Source organism: Micropruina sp. (genome assembly GCF_047606665.1).
GTDB lineage: Bacteria > Actinomycetota > Actinomycetes > Propionibacteriales > Propionibacteriaceae > Micropruina.
In genome coordinates, this window is sequence record NZ_JASGEF010000002.1 from 1 (window position 1) to 17,921 (window position 17,921).

Sequence of the window (17,921 nt, forward strand, 5' to 3'; positions counted from 1 at the left end):
CCGCCGAACACCTCGGAACTGTCGCAGCACGCATCAGCGAACTCGAACGCGGCACCCGCCTGAACATCACCCTCGCGAACGCCTACCGCGAATATCTCGCCGCCGCTTGACATCCATAGGAGCATCAGTGGTGCCGGTTCACTTCGGGGATCCCGGCGTTCGCCGGGGATGACGAGGCGTGACGCCTGCTCAGCCGTCCAGGCGGTGCAGGGCGGTGGTTGCCAGCACCAACTCGCCCGCCTCGTCCGAGGCATCGCAGTCGACGATGGCGTCCAGCACCCAGTCGCGGTTGTCGTCGGGGTCGCGGACGATCTGCCGGACGTCCCGGACTCGAGCGGTCGTGCCCTCCGGGGCGCCGACCGGGTGACCGCGCCGTTCGTCGCCGATCACCACATAGGACGGCCCGCGGGCGTCGCCGTCCAGCAGCATCTCGTCGTGTTCGGCGTAGTAGTCCCCGAGTGCGGCGTCCCAGCGGGAGCGTGTCATCGAGATCTCGCGGGCGGGTTCGGTGCGTTCGGACGCCTCGCGCTCCAGCCGGACCAGGGCGGTCAGGTCGTCGCGGGCACAGGCCGCCAGCCGGGCCCACAGCGCGTTGCGGATCAGCACCTCGAAGCTGCGGCCCTGCTTCGACAGTGGACGCGGTGGCGCCGGCGCGGTGTGGTCGATGACGTCGCTCGGCGCATGTTCGGGGTCCATCAGGGCCGTCCACTCGTCCAGCAGCGAGGAGTCGGTCTGCCGGATCGTCTCGCCCAGCCAGTCGATGATGTCCTCCAGGCCGGGGCTGCGATGGGTCTCGGGCACGGTGTGCTGCAACGTGCGGTAGGCGTCGGTGAGATAGCGCAGCACCAAACCCTCGCTGCGGGCCACCTGGTAGCGGCTCACCAGATCGGTGAAGCTCATCGCCTGCTCCCACATCTCGCGGACCACCGACTTGGGCTCCAGCGCGTCCGGCGGCAGCCACGGATGGGTCTGCCGGTAGGTCTCGTAGGCGGCTTCGAGGAGTTCGGCCAGCGGTTTGGGCCAGCTGATCGTCTCGATGATCGCCATCCGCTCGTCGTACTCGACGCCCTCGGCCTTGAGCCGTCCGATCTCTTCGCCGCGGGCGGCGTTCTGCTGGGCGAACAGCAGGGTCATCGGCGGCTCCAGCACCGCCTCGATGACCGAGAGCACATCGGGCGGATAGCTCTCCGCCTCAGGATCGAGCAGGTCGAGGGCGGCCAGCGCGAAGTGCGCGAGCGGCTGGTTGAGCGCGAAGTCGTCCGGCAGATCGACGGTCAGCACGTAGCGGCGGCCATAGGCGTCCGGCTGCTCGAGCCTGGTCACGACGCCGGAGTGCACCAGGGAGCGGACCAACCGCAGCGCCCGGCGGACCAGCCGCAGTTGGGAACGGCGGTTCTCGTGATTGTCGGTGAGCAGCCGGCGCAGCACGACGACGGCGTCCTCGTCGCGGCTGAGCACGTTGATCAGCATCGCGTTGTCGACCTTCATCCGGCTGGCGAGCCGCTCTGGCTGCCCGGCGACCAGCCGGTCGAAGGTCTGCTCGCTCCACACCACCGAACCGTCGGGCGCCTTCTTGAGCGGGGCCTTGGAGGCCCGCTTGGACCGCTTGGACTCGCTCATCGCCGCGTTCTTCGCGGCCGCCTTGGCCTTGGCGCGTTCGTTGGCGATGACATGCTCGGGGGCCTGGACGACCACATAGCCGGAGGTGTCGAAACCGGCCCGGCCGGCGCGTCCGGCGATCTGCAGGAACTCGCGGGTGTGCAGGACCCGCTGCCGGGACCCGTCGAACTTGGCCAGGCCGGTGAACAGCACGGTGCGAATCGGCACGTTGATGCCGACACCGAGGGTGTCGGTGCCGCAGATCACGCTGAGCCGGCCCTGCTGGGCGAGCTGTTCGACCAGCCGCCGGTACTTGGGCAGTATGCCCGCGTGGTGGACGCCGATGCCGGCCTTGAGCAGCTTGCTGAGCGTCTTGCCGAAGCCGGCGGCGAACCGGAAGTCGCGCAGCAGATCGGCGTCCGAGTCGGTGACCGGACGCCGTCCGCCGGAGCGTTTGCCGAAGCCGGCGGCCAGCAGCGAGGTGGCGTGCTCGACCGCAGCGGCCTGGGTGAAGTGGACGACGTAGACCGGCGCCTGGTGGGTTTCGACGAGTTCGTCGAGGGTCTCGTCCAGCGGCGTCATCGCGTAGCGGAAGGTGAGAGGCACCGGCCGTTCGGCTTCGGCGACGATCGCGACCTCGCGGCCGGTGCGCCGGGTGAGGTCGTCGGCGATGCCGGACATGTCGCCCAGGGTGGCCGACATCAGCAGGAACTGGACGCCGGCCAGCTCAATGAGCGGCACCTGCCAGGCCCAGCCCCGGTCGCGTTCCCCGTAGTAGTGGAACTCGTCCATCACGACCAGGCCGATGTCGGCGTCCGATCCCTCGCGGAGCGCGATGTTGGCCAGCACCTCGGCGGTACAGGCGATGATCGGCGCGCCGGCATTCACCGCGGCGTCCCCGGTCAGCAGGCCGACGTTGTCCGCGCCGAAGATCGCCACGAGCTCGAAGAACTTCTCGCTGACCAGGGCTTTCACCGGCGCGGTGTAAAACGACACCCGGTCGGTGGACAGTGCGGCATGGATCGCCGCCGTCGCCACCAGCGACTTCCCCGACCCGGTCGGGGTGGTCAGCACCACATGGGTACCGGCGAGCAGTTCGATGATCGCCTCATCCTGATGCGGGTAGAGGGAGAGGCCCAACCGCTCGGTGTAGGCGGCGAACGATTCGTAGAGCCGGTCGGCGGTGGCGTCGTCAGCGGGGTCGACCCGGAGCGGACGGAGCAGGCGGGTCGTGTCCATAACCGTAGAAGTATCCCACTGGCGCCCAGGACCTCGGTCCCCAACAACCGGGGACGGTTCTTCCGCGTTCGAATTTCGCACGGCGGGGGACGGTTCCTGTCCGTTCGAATTTCGCACGCGGAAGAACCGTCCCCTCGTGTGCGGCTTTCGCACGCGGAAGAACCGTCCCCGACTAGAGCAGGCGGAGTCGGGTGCGGGGGACTTTTCCTTCGGCGGCGAGCTGGGCGTAGGCGGTCGGCAGGACGGCGGCGATGGTGTCGGCGTCGAAGGGCCAGTCGCCGACCGCGAGGGCGTCATCGGGTTTCACGCCCTCGCCGATCAGGTGCTCCACTTGTCCGTAGACGGCGGAGATCTGGGCGCGCTGGGTGAAGGCGAACACTCGGTCGACGGGGTTGCCGTGGCCAGGCACCAGCAGGGTGTCCTCCCGGACCAGGCCGAGGATGCCGTCGAGAGCGGCTGGCCACTCCTTGAGGAAGCAGTCCGGTCCCATCGCCGGGGGAGCGGACTCTTCCAGCAGGTCACCGGTGAAGATCACTTGGGCGTCCGGGACGATGACCACCACATCGCCGGCGGTGTGACCGCGCCCGAAATGCACCAGCTCCACGTGTCGGTCGCCCAGATCGATCATCCGGGCCAACGACAGCGGCCGGTTCGGCGGACGCAGCTCGTCCGGTTCCAGGTCGACCAGGGCCGCGTCGATCGCGACCGCCTCGGTGCCCAGGGCCTGGATCAGGCTCTCGTGCCCGTAGGTGGTCAGGTCGTCGAAGGCCGGCAGTCCGAAGAAGTGGTCGTAGTGCGCGTGCGTGACCACAGCCCCGACCACGGGGACGCCGGCCACGGCCGCGGCGGCGTCCCGGATCTGTTCCCCCTGCTCAGGGGACGATCCGGTGTCTACCACCAGGGCACCGGTGGAGCCGGCCACCAGGCCGATGTTCACTCCGGCCGGCTGCGCGACGGCGCGCCAGATGCCGGGCCGGAGCAGTTCGAACGGGGTCAGCGAGAAATGCACCGGGTCAGCCTACGCGGACGCGTCGCCCGCTCACCCCGCCTTCGACCAGGTCGAGCATCGCCAGCGACCAGCGGTGGACGCCGTCCAGATCGGCGGCGAAAGCGGGGTTGACCTGAGCCGTCCCGGTGAACCACAGGTCGAAGGCGAGCTGGCGCAGCGCGATGTAGTCGTCCAGGCGAGCGACGTCGATCGGCCGCCGACCGAGGTAGCCGGTGAGCAGGGCGTCCCGGAACTCGGCATAGCGCTCGCCGTCGCGCAACTCCCACAGTGCGACCGCCAGGTCGTACAGTCGCGGTCCGGTGCCGCAGTCGTCGAAGTCGATCAGCTTCACCTGCCCGCCAACGAAAAGCGCGTTGCCCAGGTGCAGGTCGGCATGGATCAGCCCGACGTCGGTTTCGGTGGCCAGGACGCCGGTCATCCGCTCGGCGACCGCGTCGAAACGGCTCCGCAACTCGGCGGGCAGCAGCTCCCAGCACTGCGCGGCCGGAGTCTCGCCGTAGATCATCACATCGCCGAAGAAGGCGGACGCGTCCCAGCTGATCCGGGTGAAACCGGGCGGCGGCGTCCACGAGTCGGCATGGTGATGCAGGGTCGCCATTGCCTCACCCAGCAGCCGCAGCTGCGCCGGACGGGGCGAGGATTCGTGGATCCGGCCGTCCATCCAGTGCAGCACCGAGCAGGTCCGGGTCATCCCGGCCGCGGACGCCTGCACGGTGGCCGCGTCGTCCGGCGTCCGCAGTGCCCGCGGCACCTGCAGTTCGGTGTGGGCGCGCAGGGCGTCCAGCCAGGCGATCTCGGACGCCACCGCCGCCGGCGTGTCCGAATCGCGTCCGTGCCGCTGCGGACGATGCACCCGCACCAGGAAATCGCCGTCCGGGCAGCTGAGCCGGAACGTGGTGTTCTCGCCATGGCTGACGAACCGCAACCGACCCTCCGGCAGGTCGTAGTGACGCAGCGCCGCAACCGCGACGCGTCGCAAGCGAGCGATCTGGGCTCGACGGGAAATCATGGCGCCTACTATGCGCCGATCCGGCACTCAGCGCAGCACGTCGCTGGCTTTGGCCTCGGCGATGAAGGCGTCCGCGTCCCGTTTGAGCAGCAGACCCTGTCGCTGCAACGTGCGGGCGGCCTTGGTGACCGCACGCACGTAGCCGTCGTGGGTGCGGTACCGCTCGACCAGCGAGCGGCGCGGGTCCTTGGCGGCGCGGCGCTCCTTCGCCGTCTCGGGCAGCGGGATCGTCATGCCCCAGCCCTCGCAGCCGTCCGGTCCACCGAAGGCGTCCGACCGGACGTTCCAACCGGTGTGGGTGGCGATCGGCGCCTGGATCTGCGGCATCCGGATGCCGGCGATCTCGTGTCCGTCGGCGTCCACCACCGGGACATAGCTGGGATAGATCCGGCCGGTCGCCGCCGGCGGGTAGCGGTCGATGATGCCATTGCCGAAGCGAGGCCCGAAGTCGTACAGATTCCGCACCGTGGCGGCTCCGGTGTAGGTGACTCCGGGAATCGACGGCCACCCCAGGTCGCGCTGCTTCACCACGCCCACGCCCAGATAGGACTTCTTGGTCGGACGCACCCGCGCGAACGTGCCGTTGTCGAGCCGCGGCACCCGGCTGACCGGCGGCGGCGTCCCGTCGGCGACCCACCGGGTCAATGCTTGGAACAGTGCGCGCTGCACCGGGCCGGGGTCGATCGTGTTGCGCGCCACGGCACAGACGCCGGGGGAGTCCGCCGGATTGCCGACCACCGTGTGCTCCACGCTGGAGAGCAGGTAGGTGCGCACATTCGCCGGCTCCTTGGCGTCGCGGCGTCCGGACGGGTCGGTGTGCAACAGCGAACCGGCCTTGCTCCAGTACTCGTTGGACGAGTTCAGGTTGACGATCTTCGGGCAGGTGCCGGTGCGCCGGCAAGCCTCGCCGCGGCCGTCCCGTTTCCCGGTGACCGGGTCGCGGAACGAGGTGTACGAGAACGGGAACGGACCTTCCGGGTACCAGTGGTTCTGCCGGATTCGCTCGGTGCGCGGCGGTTGCGAGAAGCGGTAGTTCAGCGCGACCCCGGTCCCGCCGCCGATCCAGTTCTCGATCCCGTCGAAGACCGGACGCCCCCGCGCGTCGGCGTTGAATCCGAGCCACAGGAAGTCGTTCAGGTAGCGGGCCGGTTGGGACACGGCGAAGGCGAAGGCCCGCTCTGCATGGCCAGCCAGCGGGTTGCGGTTGCCGGCGGCGTCGACGCGTTCGTGCCGCAGGAAGCTGACCAGGTCGCGGGTGGCGGCGAAGCCGATGCCCGCCACCAGCGGGTCCTTGGCGGTGTAGCTGAACTCGTAGATCGCCCCTTGCTGGAACGGCGTCCCGCCGGGCAGCAGCCGAATCTGCTTGTCACCGACGTATTCCCAGCCGCTGTCCGGCACGGTGCGGGGCTTGTCGGCGAGCCGGTCGCGGACGGTCAACGTGGCCTTGGACCGTTTCGTCGTCGCCGCCGGGTAGGACAGCGTGGCCGTCGTGGTGGCGGCGTCGTCGAAGACCAGGTACTCGTAGCTCGGGCCGGTGATCGAGGCACCGTTCCGCTTCGTCGCGACCGGTACCGACAAGGTCAGATTGTCGTTGACAGCCGCCGCGGACGGGTCCCAGCCGCTCCAGACCAGGCTGAAACCCTGATCGAGGACGTACGCGTCCCCGGCATCGGCGGCCGTGGTCGGGTCGTTCATCAACGGCGAGCCGTTGAGGCTGCCGAAGAACTTCTGGCCGCGGTTGTTCACCTCCATGAAAAGCTGGTGGTTGCCGCGGCGCAGGTCGGTGGGCTTGAGAATGTAGACGTCGCTGGCGTACTCGACCATGCCGCGGTCATTGCGCGGCGCGCGCTTCAGGTCGGTGATCACCGCGTTCCGCGGGTCGTTCGGATCGAGTTCGCCGAAGGCTCGCCCGCGCAGCTTCTCGTAGCTGCCGACCGTGCCGAAGCGGCGCCCCTCGAACGCTACCCCCTGCGAGATCAACTCCAGCCGGGTGATGCCGCCCCGGCGTGCAGTTGGGCGTTCGCTCGCCTCGTCGGGAGCGGCCAGCGATGCCGGCGGCGGGCCGAACACGGAGATCAGCAGGGTGGCGGCGACGGCTAGGGAGGCGGAATGCGTAAGGATGCGTTTCATCGGGCCCTCACATCGTCGGGGGTGGCGGATGGGCGCGTCGGGCTCGTCAATGAGTCCGAGTCCGGTCACTATGGCAGCCAAGGCATTGCCGGTCCGCCGGTCGAGTCGGACGTCTCGACGGCTGGACGAGGGAAGTCGGCCGGTTCCACTACACTGGCACTCGACCGCCGAGAGTGCCAGTCACGCGAGTGCTGAGGAGGGCCATGCTGGACGACCGCAAGCTCGCCATCCTGCGTGCCATCGTCACCGACTATGTGTCGTCCCAGGAACCCGTCGGTTCCCGCGCGCTGGTCGAACGGCACAATCTCGGCGTCTCCCCGGCGACCGTCCGCAACGATATGGCCGTCCTCGAAGAAGAGGGCTACATCACCCAGCCGCACACCAGCGCCGGACGAATCCCCACCGACAAGGGCTATCGGCTGTTCGTCGACCGGCTGGCGGCGGTCAAACCGCTGTCGTTGGCCGAGCGGCGGGCGATCCAGACCTTCATGGCCGGCGCCCTGGACGTCGACGACGTGGTGCGCCGCACGGTCCGGCTGCTGGCCCAGATCACCCAGCAGGTCGCGATCGTCCAGTACCCGGTGCTGTCCAGCGCCACCGTCCGGCTGGTCGAGGTGCTCGCCCTCACCCCCGGACGCGGGCTGGTCATTCTGGTGAACTCGACCGGGCGCGTCGACCAGCGCGCCGTCGACCTGGTCGACGCCGGCGAAGAGCAGCTCTCCGACCTGCGCGGACGCCTCAACTCGGCACTGAGCGGACGGACTGCGTCCGCCGCGGTCGACCGCCTGAGCACCCTGCTGGACGAGTTCCCGCCCGAACTGCGTCCGGTCGGTTCGGTGGTGATCGCCACCCTGCTGGAGCTGACCACCGCCGACCCTGCGACCCGCGTGGTGGTCGGCGGCGTCCCCAACCTGACCCGATTCGGCGACCAATTCGAGACGACGGTGAAGCCGGTGCTGGAGGCGCTGGAGGAACAAGTCGTGCTGTTGCGGTTGTTGGGTGAGGCTGGAGGGTCCAGCGAGGTCACCGTCCGCATCGGACACGAGAACCCGTACGAGCCGCTGCAGTCGACCTCGGTCGTGGCCAGCGCGTACAGTCACGGCGACGATGTCTGGGCGAGCATGGGAATCGTCGGCCCCACCCGGATGGACTATCCGACCACCATGGCCTCGGTGCGGGCAGTTGCCCGTTACGTTGGCCGATTCCTGGCAGAAGGATGATGTTGACCAAGGACTACTACGACGTGCTGGGCGTGTCCCGCGACGCGACCTCCGAGCAGATCAAGAAGGCCTACCGCCGGTTGGCCATGAAGTATCACCCGGACGTCGCGGACACCCCCGATGCCGCCGAGAAATTCAAAGAGATCGGCGAGGCGTACGAGGTATTGCACGACGCCAACAAGCGGGCCATGTACGACCGGGGCGTCGATCCGATGGCGCCCGGGGGAGGCTTCGGCGGCGCCCAGGGGTTCGGCTTCCCCGGCGGGGCGGCCGGCTTCGACTTCACCAACCTGGTGGACGCCATGTTCGGTCAGGCCGGCTCTCGCGGGCCGCGCTCGCGGGTCCGGCGCGGCCAGGACGCCCTGGTCCGGCTGTCGCTCACCCTGGCCGAGGCGGCGTTCGGCATCACCAAGCCGGTCCGGGTCGAGACCGCGGTGATCTGCGGCACCTGCAACGGGTCCGGTGCCCGCGACGGCGCCGAACCGGTGACCTGCTCGACCTGTCACGGCCAGGGCGACATCACCCAGATCCAGCGGTCGTTCCTGGGCGACATCCGCACCACCCAGCCCTGCCCGCTGTGCCGCGGCTACGGCACCACCATTCCCAACCCGTGCGGCGAATGCTCCGGCGAGGGCCGCGTCCGGTCGCAGCGCACCATCAACGTGAAGATCCCCGCCGGAGTGGACGCCGGCAACCGGATTCACCTGGAACACCAGGGTGAGGTCGGGCCCGGCGGCGGTCCGGCCGGGGACCTCTACGTCGAGTTGAGCGTTGAGCCGCACGAGACGTTCACCCGCAACGGCGACGACCTGGAGATGGTGATCAAGCTGCCGATGACCGCGGCGGCGCTGGGCACCGAGGTGACCCTGCCGACCCTGGAGGCCGAGCGGGACGACCTCGACCCCGAGCTGGGAGCAGTCCGGCTGACGGTGCCCAGCGGGACCCAGTCGGGAACCCGGATTCCGATCGCCGGACGCGGCGTGCCGCGGCTGCGGGGTGCCGGACGCGGCGACCTCGGCGTTACGCTGCTGGTGCAGACTCCCAGCCGACTCGACGAGCACCAACGCAGCCTGCTTCGCCAACTGGCGGACGCACGGGGCGAGGGTGGCGCCGAGATCGCCGTGGAGCGGCAGCACAAGGGCGTATTCGGCTGGCTTAAGGACGCATTCACACAATGACCGAGGCACTCTTCCTGGCGGATCTGGACTCTCCGGCGATCGGCGACACGGTCGCTGTGACCGGTGACGAGGGGCGGCATGCGGCCATCGTCCGGCGCATCCGCAAGGGCGAGACGGTGCTGGTCAGCGACGGCATCGGCCATGCGATCCGCGGATCGGTGGTCACCTCCGACGTGAACGGGCTGGTGGTCGAGGTCGCCGAGGTGCTCTCCGACCCGGCCCGCCCGCTGCGGTTCACCGTCGTCCAGGCACTTGCCAAAGGCGACCGCTCCGACCAGGCGCTGGAGATGCTGACCGAGCTGGGCGTCGACGAGATCGTGCCCTGGCAGGCGTCCCGGTCGGTGGTCAAATGGGCGCCCGACCGGGTGGAGCGTGCCCTCGGACGCTGGCGCACCATCGTCCGCGAGGCGACCAAGCAGTCCCGGCGGTTCCGGGTGCCGAGGGTCAGCCCGCCGCTGACCACCGCCGAGCTGGCGCTGCGGATCGCCGAACCCGCGCTGACCCTGGTGCTGCACGAGGGCGCGGACGCGTGGCCGTCCGCCGCCGACCTGCCGGCCGAGGGCGAAGTGATGGTGATCGTCGGCCCCGAGGGCGGCCTGGCCCCTGAGGAACTGGAGTTGTTCGCCGAGGCGGGTGGGCGTCCGACCCTGATCGCGGACGCGGTGCTGCGTACTTCCACCGCCGGTGTGGTCGCTTTGGCGCAGCTGCAGGCGCTGGCGCGTGAGTGAACACCTCGCTTCCTATTCTCCCGCCGCGAGTTGCGGTATGAGTGCGTCATTCTCCTTCACACCGGGTGCCGTGCTGCCCAATGGCAAAGGCCGGACGGGGGTCATCGATACCCCGCACGGACAGATCCGGACACCGGCGTTCGTGGCGGTGGGAACCAAGGCGACGGTGAAGGCGATGCTGCCCGAATCGGTCGCCGAACTGGGTGCGCAGGCGGTGCTCGCCAACGCGTACCACCTGTTCCTGCAGCCCGGCTCCGACATCGTGGACGCCGCCGGCGGGCTCGGCGCGTTCATGAACTGGCCCGGCCCGACCTTCACCGACTCGGGCGGCTTCCAGGTGATGAGTCTGGGTGCCGGGTTCAAGAAGGTGCTGGCGATGGACACCGTCGGCTTGGCCGATGACGACGTGATCGCCGAGGGACGGACGCGGCTGGCGCATGTCGACGACGACGGAGTGACCTTCACCAGCCACCTCAACGGCGACCGGCACCGGTTCACCCCCGAGGTCAGCATGCGCATTCAGCACGAGTTGGGCGCGGACATCATGTTCGCCTTCGACGAGCTGACCACGCTGATGAACACCCGCGGCTACCAGGAACAGTCGGTGGACCGCACCCACGCCTGGGCGGTCCGGTGTCTGGCCGCGCATACCGAACTCACCGCTGCCCGCTCCGGCAAGCCGTATCAGGCGCTGTTCGGGGTGGTCCAGGGCGCTCAGTACGAAGACCTCCGGCGCCAGGCGTCCCGCGATCTCGCCGGGCTGGAGGTCGCCGGCCAGTCCTTCGACGGGTTCGGCATCGGTGGTGCGCTGGAGAAGGAGAACCTCGGCACCATCGTCGGCTGGGTCACCGACGAACTGCCCTTCGACAAGCCGCGACACCTGCTCGGCATCTCCGAGCCGGATGACTTCTTCGCCGCCATCGCCGCCGGCGCGGACACCTTCGACTGCGTGATGCCGTCCCGTGTCGCCCGCAACGCCGCCCTCTACTCGCGCGACGGCCGGTTCAATGTCAACACCGCGAAGCACCGCCGCGCTTTCGAGCCGATCGAGGACGACTGCGACTGCTATACCTGCGCCCACTACACCCGCGCCTACCTGCACCACCTGTTCAAGGCCAAAGAGATGCTGGCCTCCACGCTGGCCACCATCCACAACGAGCGGTTCACCGTCCGGCTGGTCGACGACATCCGCGCCTCCATCGAAACGCGGGAATTCGAGGCCTTCCGCGAAGAGTTCCTCGGCCGCTTCTACGCCGGACGCCGCTGACCCAGTTCGAACTCCGGAACTCCGGGGACGGTTCTTTCCCATTCGAAACTCGCATGTCCGGGGACGGTTCTCCTCGTTCGAAATTCGCATCGTCGAGAACCGTCCCCGAATCGTCGAAACCCAACGGCTGGAAGTCACGGGATGATGTGCCCGTCCTCGTCATCCCGGCGGACGCCGGGATCTGGCGCCGTGAGTGAAATCAGGCGCGCCCGTCAACTGGCGACCGATTCCGGACGTCCCACGCCTGGCGAGGCGAAAAGACCCCCGGAATCGGTCGCTATCTGACGCCCCGTCCTTCAGCGGTCGGAGGGACCCTGGAGGGACCCCGGTCGGTGATGCAAGGTAGCCCTGGCCACGCCGGCCAGTTGGGACGTCGCATCCGGATCGGTCACATCCACATTCAGGTGCAGCCGCGGGGGCCGTCGATGCGCTGCACCCGCAGGTAGTCGTCGCGCTCGGGCGGCACCAGGGTGGCGAACTCCTCGTGGTCGCCGCGCAACGGTGACAGCCGGAAGCCCGTCACGGCCGCCCAGAACCCGACGCCGGCCCCTACGCGTCGACGGGCAGATCCAGGAACGCGCTCAGCCAGAACGGACGGATCGGTGTGGGCATGCAAGGGAACCCTACCTGGCGCCCGGCCGGGCAGTCAGCGGCAAACAACGATCCGGATCGGGCTGGAACAGACCACCCCGATCCGGATCGTTGCTGGCGAGGCTCAGCGCGGGCCGCCGCCGCCTCCGCCCGGACCTCCACCGGGGCCGCCGAAGCCGCCGTTGTTCGTCACCTGGGAGGTGTCGGTGGTGCCGACCGAGGTTCCGTTGACGTAGACGGTGTAGGTCTCGCCCTCCTTGATCTGGGCGTTGGACACCACCAGGGACGCGATCTGCCGGGTCGGGGAGTAGGTCGCCACCACGGTGCCGGAGGAGTCCTTCACCTCCACCGTCGAGCCGGCCGCAGCGGTCAGGGTGATCATCAGCGACTTCTGCGACGAATCGGTGCTGGGGGCCTGCGCCATCCCGGAGGAGCCGCCGGCGACCAGCGTGCCGCCGGTGATGGTGAAGGTGCCGTTGTAGTCCAGCGCACCGTTGCCGTTGTTGGTCGGCCCGTTGACGGTCACGGTGCCGCCGGTCATCGCGATGTCGCCGTTGGAGTCGATCCCGTCGCCGTCGGCGGTGACGGTCAGTTCGCCGCCCGAGATGCTCACAACGGTGCCCTCCTGGGCCTCCATCTCGCCGGCGGTGCTGGCCGAGTCGGTGGCGTTGAGGCCGTCGTCGCTGGCGGTGACGGTGGTGGTGCCGCCACTGATGCTGATGACCTTGGCCTCCAGCCCTTCCACTGACTTGCTCACCGTGGTGCTGCCGCCGGTGATGGTGATCGCCGTCCAGGCGTCGATGCCGTCGTCACCCGACGACAGGGTCACCGTGCCGTCCGCGATGCTGACGTAGCCGAGGCCGGTGTCCTCCTCGTTGTCCGACTTCAAGGCGTCGCCGGTGCTGGTCACCTCGACGTCCCCGCCCTTGATCACCAGGTAGTCCTTGCCGCGGATGCCGTCGTCCTTCGCCGTCACGTTGATGGTGCCGGAGACGATGACCAGGCCGTCGGAGCTGGCGATGCCGTCGTTGTAGTTGCCGGTCACGTTCAGCGTCCCGTTGCCGATGATGGTCAAGTCGTCGGAGCTGTCCAGTGCGGCGCTCGGGTCGTCGTCCCCGGTCGCGGCGTAGGTCGATCCATCGGTGATCGAGTTGGTGGTGCCGTCGGTCAGCACCAACACGGTCAGGTCGGCCTGGGTGATCACAACGGCGGAACCGTCGGCATTGGTGATCGAGGCGTCGTCCAGGATTAGGTAGACGGTGCCATCGCCCTCGCTGTTCACCACCACCTGACCGTCGGCCAGGGTGCCGGTCAGCCGGTAGGCGCCGGCGGCGGTGATGGTGATCACGCCGTCCGAGACGGTGACGCCGTCGGTCGCCTTCGGGCTGGACAGGTCGATGGTCACCTCTTTGCTGGTGTCCCAGGTGTGGTCGGCCTCGGTGTCGTGGTCGGCGGTGAGAGCCACGGCCGCCGCGGCAGCGGTACTGGTCGACGTGGTCGAGGTAGTGGTGGTCGTTGCGGCTGCGGCGCCGGTGCAGCCGGCCAGGCCGATCAGGGCTGCGGCAACACCGCCGGCAAGCCAGGTCTTGAGGTTGGTCAGTCGGTTCATGGTCGTTCGTCCTTGTCGTCGGTGGGCGGTCAGTGGGCTGGTGAGCTCGCGCCCACCCGCTCGTCGTCGGTGGCCGATTCGGCGGCCAGTGGGGTTGCGGTGCGGACGCGGTAGCGAACGTCCACCACGGTGGTGTCCCGGACCTGGTCGACCCGCTGAATGGTGAACTGCTTGATCTCAGCGCCGAGGAGCGTGCTCAACTCGGTGCGCAGTTCCATCTCGTCGGTGATCGCCCGGTCGAGGGTGAGCACCTGGTGCCGGTAGCCGCCGAACAGTGCCGGATGGTCGGCGAGGAACATCACTGCGACCAGCAGGGCGATCAGCGTCTGGCCGAGCCAGGTCGGGTCGAAGGTGAGTCCGGCCAGCAGGCCCATCGCCAGAGAGACGAAATAGTAGGCGACCTCGGCGTGACTCAACTCCGACGAACGCAGCCGGATGATCGACAGGACGCCAAACAGTCCCAGCCCGAGACCGAGGCCGACGGACGCGCCTGTGAGTGCGGTGCTGACTGCGAGGACGCCCACATTTAGGCCGATCATGGCGACCATCACCTCGCGGCGACGGTAGCGCTGGAAATACACCCCGAACGCCAACACGATGATGGCGACGAGATCGATGCCGAGGCTTAGCAGATTCATGAGTTCGGGTCCTTGTTCATGTCGGTTTCCCAGCGTTTCCTGTGCTGATGAGTTGACAGTAGAAAACCGAACCGGCACCGGGCTTTGAGGTTCCTGTGCGGCGTCTGTGCACCCTGCGCGCGTCGATGGGTGCCCCGGCCGGGGTGCGGACGGCGTCCGGCCGGGGTCGGTGCGGCGGGAGCGGGGTTGGTAATCTGACGCGAACGCCGGGAGCGCCCGGCTACCCCCACGCACAGGAGAAGCCATGCCGCAGGTTGCCGTCGGTGTGTCCACGGATGTGGGTCGGGCGCGGTCGCTGAACGAGGACGCCTACCTGAACGGCCGACAGGTCTGGGTGGTGGCCGACGGCATGGGCGGGCATGCCGCCGGCGACGTCGCGAGTCGGCTCGTGATCGACTCGCTGCGCGAACTGGACGACATCGACGACCTCCGTCCGGCCACCGTGAATGCCGCTATGGCCAGGGCGAATGCGGCCGTCATCCGGTACGGCATGACCTATCCGGAGGCGCGCGGGCTGGGCACGACCGTCACCGGACTGGCCGAGGTGACGATCGGCGGGGTAGCGCACTGGGCGGTGTTCAACGTCGGCGATTCGCGGGTCTACCGGTACGCGGGGGGCGAACTGCGGCAGGCGACCGTCGACCATTCCGAGGTGGAAGAGCTGGTCGCCGCCGGCCTGATCGATCCGGACCAGGCCCGCGTCCATCCCGCGCGGCACATCATCACCCGGTCGGTGGGGATCCGTCCGGCACCGGCGGTGGACCTGTGGGTGCTGAGCCAGAACCCGGGCGAACGCTTCCTGCTGTGCTCCGACGGGTTGAACTCCGAGTTGGACGACGATCAGATCGCCGCGGTTCTGGCCGCGCACCCGAACCCGGCTGAGGCAGCCGATGCCCTGGTCGCGGCAGTGTTGGCCACGCCGGCACGGGACAATGTCACCGTCATGGTGGTCGACGTGCTCGGTACCGATGGTGGCGAGGGCGATGAGGCGACCCTGCCCAGCGGGGTGCTCGACCACGAGCCTCCGGAGGACGACCAGTGAACGACGTGGCGGTGTACTCCTACAGTCCCGGCCGGGCGCTCGCCATCTGCGGACCTAAGCTGGCCGCGCTGGTCGACCTACCACCGGACGCCGGGCTGGTGTCCGGTCTGTTCGAGTTGATCGGCGGAGCGTCCGCCGGGCTGGATGAGGTGCTGGAACTCCTGGTCAGCCCCGGTTTGCGGGCGGTGGAGAATTTCGCGCTGGCCGAGCACACCGACGAGGGGCTGCGGACGGTGGTGCGTGGCCGGTACCGCATCCAAGCGGGCACCCAGCTCATTGAGGGCCGCGGCCTGTGGACCGACCGCATCGTCGACGCCGACGGCTATCTGATGGTCGATCCCGCCGTGTCCGATCTCGCCGCGTTGTCGCTGACCGGCGGCGTCGTCCTGGCCGGACGCTTGGAGCGTCGCCCGCGCACCGCGCCCCTCCCGCCCACCTGGGCGCCGTACCCGGCCACAACGACGACAGGTCCGGAACCTGGTGGTCCAGCATTCATCTCTCCGGACGCGCCGTCGCCGTCGGCTCCGTCGGCCTCGGCTCTGTCGGCGTCGGGGCGCGGTGCTGGGTCCGCGGCGGAGGCGGCGTCCACAGCCTCGGACGCCGCGACCCAGGTGGAGTTGGCACGCCCGGCTTTGGGGGTGCTGCGACTTTCCAACGGTGACACGGTGGTGCTCGACCGGAACTGTGTTCTGGGCCGCAACCCACGCGTGCCGGCCGGGTACTCCGGCGAGCAGCCGAACCTGGTGAAGCTGATCGATCCCGGCAAGGACATCTCCGGCCAGCACCTCGAGGTGTCCGTGGACGACTGGCGGGTCAGCGTGAAAGATCTGGGGTCGACCAACGGCACACAAATCACCGTGCCGGGTAAGCGTCCAGTGAAACTCCGGCCCAACGAGCCGATGCCGATCGTGCCCGGCACCACCGTCGTGCTGGCCGGTGTGTTCAGCTTCGTCTTCGACCTGACCCCCTGACGTCGGGATATCCGCGACCGGCCTGGTCCGAGCTCCGACTCTGGTTTCGGCGCTGGCAGCTATGCCGACGGGGCTGCCTACATCACCCCTGCTGGAACGTCCTGGCGAGTTCTACGCAACTGCCTCCGACGGCGTGAAGCGAAAGCTCCTCGCCGACTTCTACACCCACATCTGGATCGACGACGATGGTCACACCGCACAACCAACCGTCGAGATTCGCGCCATCGTCGCAGAGATCCATGATGCAGCCCGAGACGTTGCAGCGGGAGAGCAGGAACATGCCAGGGACGCCCTAGCCAACAACCAAAAAGGCGCTGAGCCGAAACCCAGCGCCTTCACCCTCGGGCAAACCCTCAGGTCGGGAGTCGCTGTGGGCCACCGCGACCGGCCCACCCACCACAACCGCGGCCTGACCACCCAGCCCCCAAGGGCGCAACCGAGGAACCCGAAGTGGAAGTGCCGGTGCAGGCCGGCAGCCCGAACGCGCCCGCAACGCCGACCGGATCCATCAGGCCGTCGAAATCACCGAAGCGAATCAGGTCGGTGGATCCGGGATCAGCCCTCGCCGAGGGAGGCGAGGAGAGCGTGCAGCTCCGCGTCGGGGAACGTGTGGGACTTGTAGAGCGGCCCACACGGGACGTGTGCGAGGCTCTTCGACAGCGCCCCGAGGTCGACCTCGTTGAGGCTGCTGGCGTGATCGCGACGGTGGTCGGCAAGGAACGCGAAGTCGTTCATCGAGCCGACCACCGACCTGTCGGCCGTCGGCGCGATCCGCACCTCCTGCATGCGCTCCCGCTCAGCGTCCACAAACGTCTTCGACACTCCGAGTGCCAGCAACGCATCGGCGATGACATCTGGCAGCCGACCGGTCAGCCCCTTCGCGGGCGCCATCGGCGTGATGACGGGGACGAGGGTGCGGGCGTTCACGAGGATGACGTGCGGGTGACGCCAGGTGAGCAGGTTGGCGTACCAGTCGCCCAGCACGGTTGTTGAAGCATCGTCCGGCTCAGCGGTGACGCCGCCGACCTTGTCCCGCAACTTCAGGGTTGCCCGAACGATCAACATGGCCCACCCGCCCCCAGGCAGAAGGAGCGGTCCCGACTCACTTGGGTTCCTCCACGGGACGAGCTCCCGTGTCTGCAAGTTCAGCCAGTTTCTGCGCAACTCCAGATGCAACGTCACCCACTTCGGATGCCCGCTGAACGAAGGCGTCCACGTCGAAGCGAGTCGGGGCATTGATGTGTCCGGGCCGCCTGCCGTTGAGAAGCTTTCCGCGCTCAACGTCGCGGTCGGTCATCGACGTCAAGCCCCTCTCGCTCATCATCATCAGCCAGAGGTCGATGACCGCAGCAGAGTGAGCCCACTGGTCACGCTGATTCTTGAGGCCACGGAGGTCAGAGACGAGGGCCTGAACCTCGGAGGAGACCTCGGGGTACGCCTTCGCGATCGACTTAAGCCACCCGAGCAGTCGACCGGAGTTTGCCGAGTAGTCGAGGTAGTCCGTGCTCATCGCGACGCCCCAGTTTCCGTGAGCAGCCATCACTGCGTGGCCCGCCTCCTGCTCGGGTCTGTCAACTTAACGGTGTAACTGGGTTGTGTTGTCATGCTGTTCTCGGGCTGCTGAGGCGGCCGTCGAATCGGATGTCGAATGCGTTGAGTGCTTGCTTCCATCGTTGGGTCCAGCGGGCCCG

The 17,921-nt window shown here is 68.5% G+C and carries 16 protein-coding genes; 6 read left to right on the forward strand and 10 right to left on the reverse strand.

Going from position 1 to position 17,921, the window contains the following annotated elements; all coding sequences use genetic code 11:
- Positions 1–189 precede the first annotated feature (189 nt).
- The 4 genes from QM619_RS00270 to QM619_RS00285 form a co-directional block, all read right to left on the reverse strand.
- Entirely contained in the window at positions 190–2,838 is a 2,649-nt protein-coding gene (locus QM619_RS00270) for a DEAD/DEAH box helicase (protein ID WP_415103129.1), read from the reverse strand.
- Positions 2,839–3,010: 172 nt separating this feature from the next.
- Positions 3,011–3,847, reverse strand: a complete 837-nt coding sequence (locus tag QM619_RS00275) for an MBL fold metallo-hydrolase (protein WP_415103130.1) — start codon at positions 3,845–3,847, stop codon at positions 3,011–3,013.
- Positions 3,848–3,851: 4 nt separating this feature from the next.
- Positions 3,852–4,856, reverse strand: a complete 1,005-nt coding sequence (locus tag QM619_RS00280; RefSeq protein ID WP_415103131.1) for a phosphotransferase enzyme family protein — start codon at positions 4,854–4,856, stop codon at positions 3,852–3,854.
- A 27-nt stretch (positions 4,857–4,883) separates the two neighbouring features.
- The gene (locus tag QM619_RS00285) at positions 4,884–6,986 is read right to left on the reverse strand and encodes an alpha/beta hydrolase domain-containing protein (protein WP_415103132.1); all 2,103 of its coding nucleotides are present in this window, start codon (positions 6,984–6,986) and stop codon (positions 4,884–4,886) included.
- A 203-nt stretch (positions 6,987–7,189) separates the two neighbouring features.
- On the opposite strand from QM619_RS00285, the gene hrcA reads away from it, so the two are divergent.
- Genes hrcA through tgt form a run of 4 tightly spaced genes read left to right on the forward strand, consistent with a single transcriptional unit; the run spans position 7,190 to position 11,379 of the window.
- Entirely contained in the window at positions 7,190–8,206 is a 1,017-nt protein-coding gene (gene hrcA, locus QM619_RS00290; protein ID WP_415103133.1) for a heat-inducible transcriptional repressor HrcA, read from the forward strand.
- Positions 8,207–8,208: 2 nt separating this feature from the next.
- Positions 8,209–9,384 carry a molecular chaperone DnaJ gene (gene dnaJ / locus QM619_RS00295; protein ID WP_415103134.1) on the forward strand — a complete coding sequence of 392 codons (1,176 nt, stop codon included), beginning with the start codon at positions 8,209–8,211 and terminating at the stop codon, positions 9,382–9,384.
- Positions 9,381–10,112 carry a 16S rRNA (uracil(1498)-N(3))-methyltransferase gene (locus tag QM619_RS00300; protein ID WP_415103135.1) on the forward strand — a complete coding sequence of 244 codons (732 nt, stop codon included), beginning with the start codon at positions 9,381–9,383 and terminating at the stop codon, positions 10,110–10,112. The genes dnaJ and QM619_RS00300 overlap by 4 nt, the downstream gene beginning before the upstream one ends.
- A gap of 37 nt (positions 10,113–10,149) precedes the next feature.
- Positions 10,150–11,379 (forward strand): tRNA guanosine(34) transglycosylase Tgt, encoded by a 1,230-nt coding sequence (tgt, locus tag QM619_RS00305; protein ID WP_415103136.1) that lies wholly within the window; start codon positions 10,150–10,152, stop codon positions 11,377–11,379.
- 400 nt (positions 11,380–11,779) lie between these two features.
- On the opposite strand, the gene QM619_RS00310 is transcribed toward tgt, so the two are convergent.
- From QM619_RS00310 to QM619_RS00320, 3 genes are all read right to left on the reverse strand, one after another.
- The gene (locus tag QM619_RS00310; RefSeq protein WP_415103137.1) at positions 11,780–11,902 is read right to left on the reverse strand and encodes a hypothetical protein; all 123 of its coding nucleotides are present in this window, start codon (positions 11,900–11,902) and stop codon (positions 11,780–11,782) included.
- A 192-nt stretch (positions 11,903–12,094) separates the two neighbouring features.
- Positions 12,095–13,579: a carbohydrate-binding domain-containing protein gene (locus QM619_RS00315; protein ID WP_415103138.1), complete on the reverse strand. Its 1,485-nt coding sequence runs from the start codon at positions 13,577–13,579 to the stop codon at positions 12,095–12,097.
- Between the two features lie 29 nt (positions 13,580–13,608).
- Positions 13,609–14,217, reverse strand: a complete 609-nt coding sequence (locus tag QM619_RS00320; RefSeq protein ID WP_415103139.1) for a DUF4956 domain-containing protein — start codon at positions 14,215–14,217, stop codon at positions 13,609–13,611.
- 244 nt (positions 14,218–14,461) lie between these two features.
- Here QM619_RS00320 and QM619_RS00325 point away from each other — a divergent pair, with 244 nt between their 5' ends.
- Together QM619_RS00325 and QM619_RS00330 are read left to right on the forward strand one after the other, a co-directional pair.
- On the forward strand, positions 14,462–15,259 hold the full coding sequence (locus tag QM619_RS00325) for a PP2C family protein-serine/threonine phosphatase (RefSeq protein ID WP_415103140.1): 798 nt from the start codon (positions 14,462–14,464) through the stop codon (positions 15,257–15,259).
- Complete coding sequence (locus QM619_RS00330; RefSeq protein ID WP_415103141.1) at positions 15,256–16,230, forward strand: FHA domain-containing protein; 975 nt, start codon at positions 15,256–15,258, stop codon at positions 16,228–16,230. Before QM619_RS00325 ends, QM619_RS00330 begins: the two co-directional genes overlap by 4 nt.
- Positions 16,231–16,312: 82 nt before the next feature.
- Here the strand turns inward: QM619_RS00330 and QM619_RS00335 are convergent, their stop codons facing one another.
- The 3 genes from QM619_RS00335 to QM619_RS00345 form a co-directional block, all read right to left on the reverse strand.
- The gene (locus tag QM619_RS00335) at positions 16,313–16,510 is read right to left on the reverse strand and encodes a hypothetical protein (RefSeq protein WP_415103142.1); all 198 of its coding nucleotides are present in this window, start codon (positions 16,508–16,510) and stop codon (positions 16,313–16,315) included.
- 275 nt (positions 16,511–16,785) lie between these two features.
- Positions 16,786–17,295: a DUF6933 domain-containing protein gene (locus QM619_RS00340; protein ID WP_415103143.1), complete on the reverse strand. Its 510-nt coding sequence runs from the start codon at positions 17,293–17,295 to the stop codon at positions 16,786–16,788.
- Positions 17,296–17,332: 37 nt separating this feature from the next.
- The gene (locus tag QM619_RS00345) at positions 17,333–17,740 is read right to left on the reverse strand and encodes a hypothetical protein (protein ID WP_415103144.1); all 408 of its coding nucleotides are present in this window, start codon (positions 17,738–17,740) and stop codon (positions 17,333–17,335) included.
- Between the last annotated feature and the right edge of the window lie 181 nt (positions 17,741–17,921).